Origin of the sequence: Clostridium sp. (assembly GCF_036642255.1) — a bacterium.
In the GTDB taxonomy this organism is placed as follows: domain Bacteria; phylum Bacillota; class Clostridia; order Clostridiales; family Clostridiaceae; genus Clostridium_J.
This window is the reverse complement of sequence record NZ_JAVWDJ010000013.1, coordinates 97,046-103,665: the sequence shown is the minus strand read 5'-3', so window position 1 is coordinate 103,665 and position 6,620 is coordinate 97,046. Positions and strand designations below refer to the sequence as shown.

Annotated in this window: 6 protein-coding genes; 3 read left to right on the top strand and 3 right to left on the bottom strand. The window is 32.4% G+C overall.

Annotated features, from left to right (window positions below):
• Nucleotides 1-221 (bottom strand): hypothetical protein (locus RR409_RS09485; RefSeq protein ID WP_332557503.1); only part of this gene is annotated, 221 nt, incomplete at its 3' end.
• Between the two features lie 489 nt (nt 222-710).
• Here RR409_RS09485 and RR409_RS09480 point away from each other — a divergent pair.
• Entirely contained in the window at nt 711-1,796 is a 1,086-nt protein-coding gene (locus RR409_RS09480) for a YiiX/YebB-like N1pC/P60 family cysteine hydrolase (RefSeq protein WP_332557502.1), read from the top strand.
• Nucleotides 1,797-2,079: 283 nt separating this feature from the next.
• On the top strand, nt 2,080-3,414 hold the full coding sequence (gene rlmD, locus RR409_RS09475) for a 23S rRNA (uracil(1939)-C(5))-methyltransferase RlmD (protein ID WP_332557501.1): 1,335 nt from the start codon (nt 2,080-2,082) through the stop codon (nt 3,412-3,414).
• 387 nt (nt 3,415-3,801) lie between these two features.
• Here rlmD and RR409_RS09470 read toward each other — a convergent pair whose 3' ends face one another.
• Together RR409_RS09470 and RR409_RS09465 are read right to left on the bottom strand one after the other, a co-directional pair.
• A complete protein-coding gene (locus RR409_RS09470; protein WP_332557500.1) occupies nt 3,802-4,446 on the bottom strand; it encodes a flavodoxin family protein in 645 nt (214 codons plus the stop codon).
• Nucleotides 4,447-5,117: 671 nt separating this feature from the next.
• Nucleotides 5,118-5,777, bottom strand: coding sequence for a flavodoxin family protein (locus RR409_RS09465; RefSeq protein ID WP_332557499.1), 660 nt, complete (start codon nt 5,775-5,777; stop codon nt 5,118-5,120).
• Between the two features lie 199 nt (nt 5,778-5,976).
• Between RR409_RS09465 and RR409_RS09460 the strand changes: the two genes are divergently transcribed.
• The gene (locus RR409_RS09460) at nt 5,977-6,519 is read left to right on the top strand and encodes a TetR/AcrR family transcriptional regulator (RefSeq protein ID WP_332557498.1); all 543 of its coding nucleotides are present in this window, start codon (nt 5,977-5,979) and stop codon (nt 6,517-6,519) included.
• The last annotated feature ends 101 nt before the right edge of the window (nt 6,520-6,620 follow it).

Sequence of the window (6,620 nt, the reverse complement as noted above, 5' to 3'; positions counted from 1 at the left end):
TCAGCTATTTCCTTTGCGTGATTTTCAAAAACATACTTATCAATTTCATTTTGCTTTTCTAATAATACCTGATCATTAGTTGTAATTTCATTTTGTGTTGTTAATACTTTTGTTGTGTCATCGCTAGCAAAAGCCGTATTTGATGATACAAAAATTAAACAAAAACTTAATGCAAGGGCCTTGAAGAATTTAGATTTTTTTGCAAAAAAAGATTTTCTCATTAATGTTACCTCCTCATATTTTAAACTTCAAATTTTGAGATGTTTTAAGATTGCCTAGGTGTGATACAGTAATCTTAAAGTTATCTGCTTATTCTATTAGACGAGGGAGCTCATATTTACACTCCAAAAATTTTATTTAAATCAAATAAGAAATAATTTAAAAACAAAATCATACTGATTATGAAATTAAGTAAAGATTCCTATTTAAAAAGCTTATAAGGAAGGCTGATTTCGTTTACTTTATGTAGCTTTTAGGTTCATAGCTAATGGCATTTTTTTTATTCTATAGGGTATTATATATTTAAAAGTGAGGTGAATAGAATGGATAGAAATATTTTGATTTTCTTAAAAGAACCCATTAAGTTTTTTGTTGCATTTTTTATAATTTGGTTCTTGTATAAAGATAGTAATCGAATTTTCGAGGCTTTTTTTCTTCACTTAGAAAGAAAATTATTGATAGTCCATTCAGTGAAATTGGGAGTTTTTTTAGTGTTAATATATAAGTTTAATAGGTTTATCCCTTTTCATGAAACTATATTTGTATTTACATTTATATTGTTATTATTGTTTTTAGCCTTACTTACGCTGAAGCATGTAGAATTTAAAGTAAAGGGGACCTTAAATTCAAAATATAAAACCTTTAAATATGGAAGCAAGTTAGCACAATATCTATTATATCTATTTGCAGTTATAATGAATTTTTGGGAATTTAGAAAGTATAAACATGAGATTAAGGAAAAATCTAAAGAAGCCATGTATGTAGCAATATTCCCAGTTCAAAAATATGTAATGGTAAGCATCACTGGTATGGAATTTACCAAACGAAAGGGTAAGTTCATAACAGAAGTGGAGCTAAAAGAAATAAAAAGCAAATTAGAACCTGGAGATATCTTGTTAAAGAGAAATGATTGGCAGGCGACAAACTTAGGAATATCAGGATTTTGGACTCATACAGGACTTTATATTGGAAGCTTGGAGGAATTAGATAGTTATTTCAGAGATGTTAAAATGTTAAAGGGTAAAAGGTTTTCTGATAAATTAAAAGAAATGGATGAAAAGGTATATGAAGCTATGGAAAATAACAGCGATTTATCAGTTATAGAAGCAATAGAAGAAGGTGTAGTTGTAAAGCCCTTAAGTAACATTGCAAAAGTTGATTATTTCTCAGCAGTAAGGCCTAGAATATCAAAAGAAGAAAAGATGAAGGCAATATTAAAGGCATTTAGCTTTGTTGGTCGGCCATACGATTTCTATATTAATATGGAATCAAATGATGCGTTTATATGTACTGAAGTAATTTATAAATCCTTTGAAAAGAGTATTACCTTTGAGATAGAAAAAAAGCTGAATAGAAAAATAGTTTATCCCAATAGCGTTGTAAAAAAATTTGCTCATGAAAGAAATAAGGTCAACAGAGAATTGGACTTTGTGTTGTTTTATGACTTGAATCTTAAAACAAGAAAGGCCTATGAAAGTACTGAAGTTGAATTTGCAAAAAGCTACAAGAGAAGTATTGCAAATTATAGGAAGTGGGATATGCTAAGATATCTTTCAACTATAATTGATTTTAAATAAGAACTTCTAAAAACATCATTATTCATGCTTCTTATGTATTTTATAAGATGAAGGTAGCTGCCATCTTATTTAGAGGTATAATATTTACTGATAGAAATTATATTTAGTACCATGCATAGAAGTATTAAATAGTTTGATATTACAAGTTATATTCCAAAAATCTAAATTGGTAGCAAAACTTATAAATTTTTAATGTTGACTTGAACAGGTTTAGATAATAAATTATAGGTATGTAATTAATGTAAGAAGTTACAGATTTAACTGCACGAGAAGAGGAGAAAACATGAACAATGAGCAATTAAAAGTAAAATGCTATGGAATGGACGAAGAAGGAAAAGGAATAATAAAAATTGATGGGCAAGAAATCCATGTTCCTAATTTAATTCAAGGAGAAACAGCCCGTGTTGAGATAATGAAAAAGAGAAATTATATAACTGCCAAAGTGCTTCGGATTGAAGAAAAGTCGGAAAATAGGGTTACGCCTAAATGTTCATATTTTAATCAATGTGGTGGCTGTCAATTACAACATTTGTCCAATAAGGGACAGAAAGAATTAAAACAAAAAACTATAGAAAAATTGATGAAGCCTTATGGGAAAGTCAATGAAATACTAACCATGGAAGAACCATATTTCTATCGCAATAAAGTGCATTCTACTGTAGCACATGATGAAAAGCATAAAATTATTTCTGGAATATATAGAGAGAATACTCACAAGGTGATTCCTATTGAAAAGTGCATTATACAAGATAGCAAAGCCGATGAGATTATTGGGTCTATTCGTGAAATTATGAAGACATATAAAATGAAGCCCTATAATGAAGATACTGGAGAGGGATTTCTGCGCCACATTTTAGTGAAAACAGGATTTCAAAGTAAGCAAGTAATGGTGGTACTTGTAGTATCATCACAAGTATTTCCAGGAAAAAATAATTTTGTTAGTACACTAGTTAAGAAACATCCCGAAATCACAACTATTGTTATGAATGTAAATAATCGCAAAACCAGTGTAGTACTTGGCAATGAAGAAAAAGTACTCTTTGGAAAAGGATATATTGAAGATACTTTATGTGGTTGTATATTTCAAATTTCACCTAAGTCTTTTTATCAAATCAATCCTTTGCAAACTGAAATTCTATACGGCAAAGCAATGGAAATGGCAAAGTTAGATAGAAATCAAGTTGTTCTTGATGCTTATTGTGGAATTGGTACTATTTCATTAATTGTAAGCAATAAGGTGAAAAGTGTCATTGGAGTGGAATTAAATAAAGATGCAGTGAAAGATGCAATTAAGAATGCTAAAAGAAATAAAGTTACAAACACCTTCTTTTATAATGATGATGCAGGTAACTTCATGGTTGATCTTGCAGAGAAAAAACAAAGTGTTGATACAGTGTTTATGGACCCACCTCGTAGTGGTAGTGATGAAAAGTTCTTATCCTCATTGGTGAGCCTAGCACCAAAACAGGTAATATATATATCTTGTAACCCAACTACACAGGAGCGTGATCTTAGATACCTTACAAAACATGGGTACAAGGTTAAAGAAATACAACCAGTTGATATGTTTCCACAGACACACCACGTGGAGTGCGTAGTATTGATAACAAGGAAATAGAAATAAAGGGCTGAAAAGGCTCGAAGTAAGGGTTTTCGAGAGTTGAATTTAGTCAGGTGATGGTTCCAACTCTCGTTTTTTTTTATGTTTTATTGGTGACAGGAAACATATCAATGGAGTATAGTTGAGTGGATAGGATTATTATTGGGTAGGTTGAGAAGATAGAAATGTTAAAAATTTTTCAGCAAAAGCATTACAAGCGGCTGCTCCAATGGGGTGTTGTCGCTTGTAATGCTGCCCTTTTCTATATATCCCATGGCTGTAAACCTAACTGTTGAAAATTAATCGTCCACTTTCTATAATGATTAATTACAAATTATATCATAACTGAAAATGAGACTTCTTAGGTTAGCGGTCATGTTCTACCCTTGGATAAGCTTATATACTTTAGTTTTTATCTAATACTAAATCTACGCCAAGACTAAAGGCTTTTTCACAATCAATTGGAAAAACTTCATCTCTATATTTAATCATCATTTCCTTTAAATCAGAAGCCTCATATTTAGAATAATCGTCAACAAATGGATACGCACTATTTGAATATAATGTTTTAACTGGTAATCTAAAAATTTGTGATATATAATTCTCCATAGGTTTAAGTCTTTCTGTTAACATACCCTCTGGTGCGCCCATTGTGTATATAAAGGCTGTCTTTAATTTTTTAGGGAAATAGGTACCTTCAATTACATCTAGATCATATGGTAGAGATGGAAAAAGAAGTCTTTCTAAGAAAGAACGCATTTCTCCTGTAATATCATAAAAATAAACAGGTGAACCAAAAATAACAGCATCAGCATTTTTTATTTTTTCAAAAACTGATGTTAAATCATCTTTGATAGCACAATTATATAAGCTTTTACTACCCTTCCTCTTACATGAAAAACAACCAATACATCCCTTGTAATTAAGTTTATAAAGATTTATAATTTCAACTTCAGCACCTTTTGAAGTTGCACCTTCAACTGCCTTTTTTAATAATGTTGAAGTATTCCAATTAGCTCTTGGACTACCATTTATTACAATAATTTTCATATTTTATTTCCTTCCTTCTATTTAAAATTTGTATTTAATGCTACAATAGCATGACTCCGAGGACATCAAATTGTCGGTTTACTGTTTTTCTCATCTGTTATGGTGTGACCGACCGCTCTCAAACCGGACATCAATTGTGGCTACGGATATAAAGTTACAGAAGTCTCATGTTTATAATCCGCCATTCATCATGATTTTCTGATCCAGCAAACGATTCACAATCTTTCTTTCTGCTAATGTGTTTAGAACTTTCTCCTTGTCTTTCGGGAACGTTCCACGTATCATCCCCTCACCAGGCATAAAGCCGCCCGTCCATACTACAACCGGACGATCAAATTCCAATCCTTGCAGAATCGCCTTTTCTTCTCTTAAGATATCGCGGTATGTCGGAAGTTCAAACGTTCCGTTCATTGAGATTATTGGTGTTTGGTCAGCTTATAGCTTGCAAAGCTGACTAAAGATTTTTCAGCAAAAGCATTTCAAGCGGCTGCTCCAATGGAGTGTTTTCGAAGGAAAGGCTGCCCTTTTCTATATATCCCATGGCTGTAAACCTAACTGTTGAAAATTAATCGTCCACTTTCTATAATGATTAATTACAAATTATATCATAATTGAAAATAAGACTTCTTAGGTTAGCGGTCATGTTCTACCCCTGGATAAGATTATATACTTTAGCTTTTGTCTAATGCTAAATCTACTCCAAGACTAAAAGCTTTTTCACAATCAATTGGAAAAACTTCATCTCTCTGTTTAATCTTATCTTCTAAATCAAAAACAGATGCCTCATATTTAGAATAATCGTCAAATTGATACGCATTATTTGAATATAATGTTTTAACTGGTAATCTAAAAATTTGTGATATAAAATCCTCCATAGGTTTAATTTTTCCTAAGACCTCGTCTTTATATGTATCATCTGGTGCACCCATTGTATATATAAAGGCTGTCTTTAATTTTTTAGGGAAATAGGTACCTTCACTTATTGCATCTTTAGCATATGGTAGAGATGGAAAAAGAAGTCTTTCTAAGAAAGAACGCATTTCTCCTGTAATATCATAAAAATAAACAGGTGAACCAAAAATAACAGCATCAGCATTTTTTATTTTTTCAAAAACTGATGTTAAATCATCTTTGATAGCACAATTATATAAGCTTTTACTACCCTTCCTCTTACATGAAAAACAACCAATACATCCCTTGTAATTAAGTTTATAAAGATTTATAATTTCAACTTCAGCACCTTTTGAAGTTGCACCTTCAACTGCCTTTTTTAATAATGTTGAAGTATTCCAATTAGCTCTTGGACTACCATTTATTACAATAATTTTCATATTTTATTTCCTTCCTTCTATTTAAAATTTGTATTTAATGCTACAATAGCATGACTCCGAGGACATCAAATTGTCGGTTTACTGTTTTTCTCATCAGCCTTGTTGCATTGACACTGTCAGTGTTTAATGCTATAATATCACCGAAGCTTGACATAGTCAACGTTTTGGAATTAAGTTAGACATTGGGGAGGGTTTGTCAATGTATCAGGGAAATAATCCGGCTGCTCTTACTTCGCAGAAGATGTTGCTGGATTCACTAAATGAACTGTTAAAGGAAAAAGAGTTTAAAGATATATCTGTGAGCGAGATATGCTGCCATTCCGGCATCTCACGCCAGACATTTTATTCCCTCTTTGGGACAAAGGAAAACATACTCCTCTATCAGCTGGAGCACTCTCCCTACACGAAGCAGCCTCAAGATGAAGAGACATCCGGGATGACACTCATGGAGATGTGCGAGAGATACAGCAAATATGTTGCATCCAACTATAAGCAGCTGAAAATGCTTATGGATAACGAATTGATGGAGATAGTATATACGCAGTTCTATCGGGCAATGTCAACCTGCCGCCAGAGCTATGTGGACTTGGATAATGAAGAACGTGAATACGCATCACTGTATATGTCAGCGGGTTTGTGCTATCTGACACAGAAATATATAAAGAATCATAAAAAGCCTGATCAGGCAGAGCTGACCCGGATTTCATATAAAATCATGTCCGGCAGCATCTACCGGATATGATTTGTAAACTCTGATTGTCGATATGTTTCCGCGAACCGTGAAATCATTGACATGTTTCCAAATACCGCGAAAGGGCTAAAAAACGGTTGACATGTTCCCGA

Excerpts from the sequence above, each read along its gene's own strand:
- rlmD (WP_332557501.1), top strand. The coding sequence starts at position 2,080 with ATGAACAATGAGCAATTAAAAGTAAAATGCTATGGAATGGACGAAGAA.
- RR409_RS09470 (WP_332557500.1), bottom strand. The coding sequence starts at position 4,446 with ATGAAAATTATTGTAATAAATGGTAGTCCAAGAGCTAATTGGAATACT.
- RR409_RS09465 (WP_332557499.1), bottom strand. The coding sequence starts at position 5,777 with ATGAAAATTATTGTAATAAATGGTAGTCCAAGAGCTAATTGGAATACT.
- RR409_RS09460 (WP_332557498.1), top strand. The coding sequence starts at position 5,977 with ATGTATCAGGGAAATAATCCGGCTGCTCTTACTTCGCAGAAGATGTTG.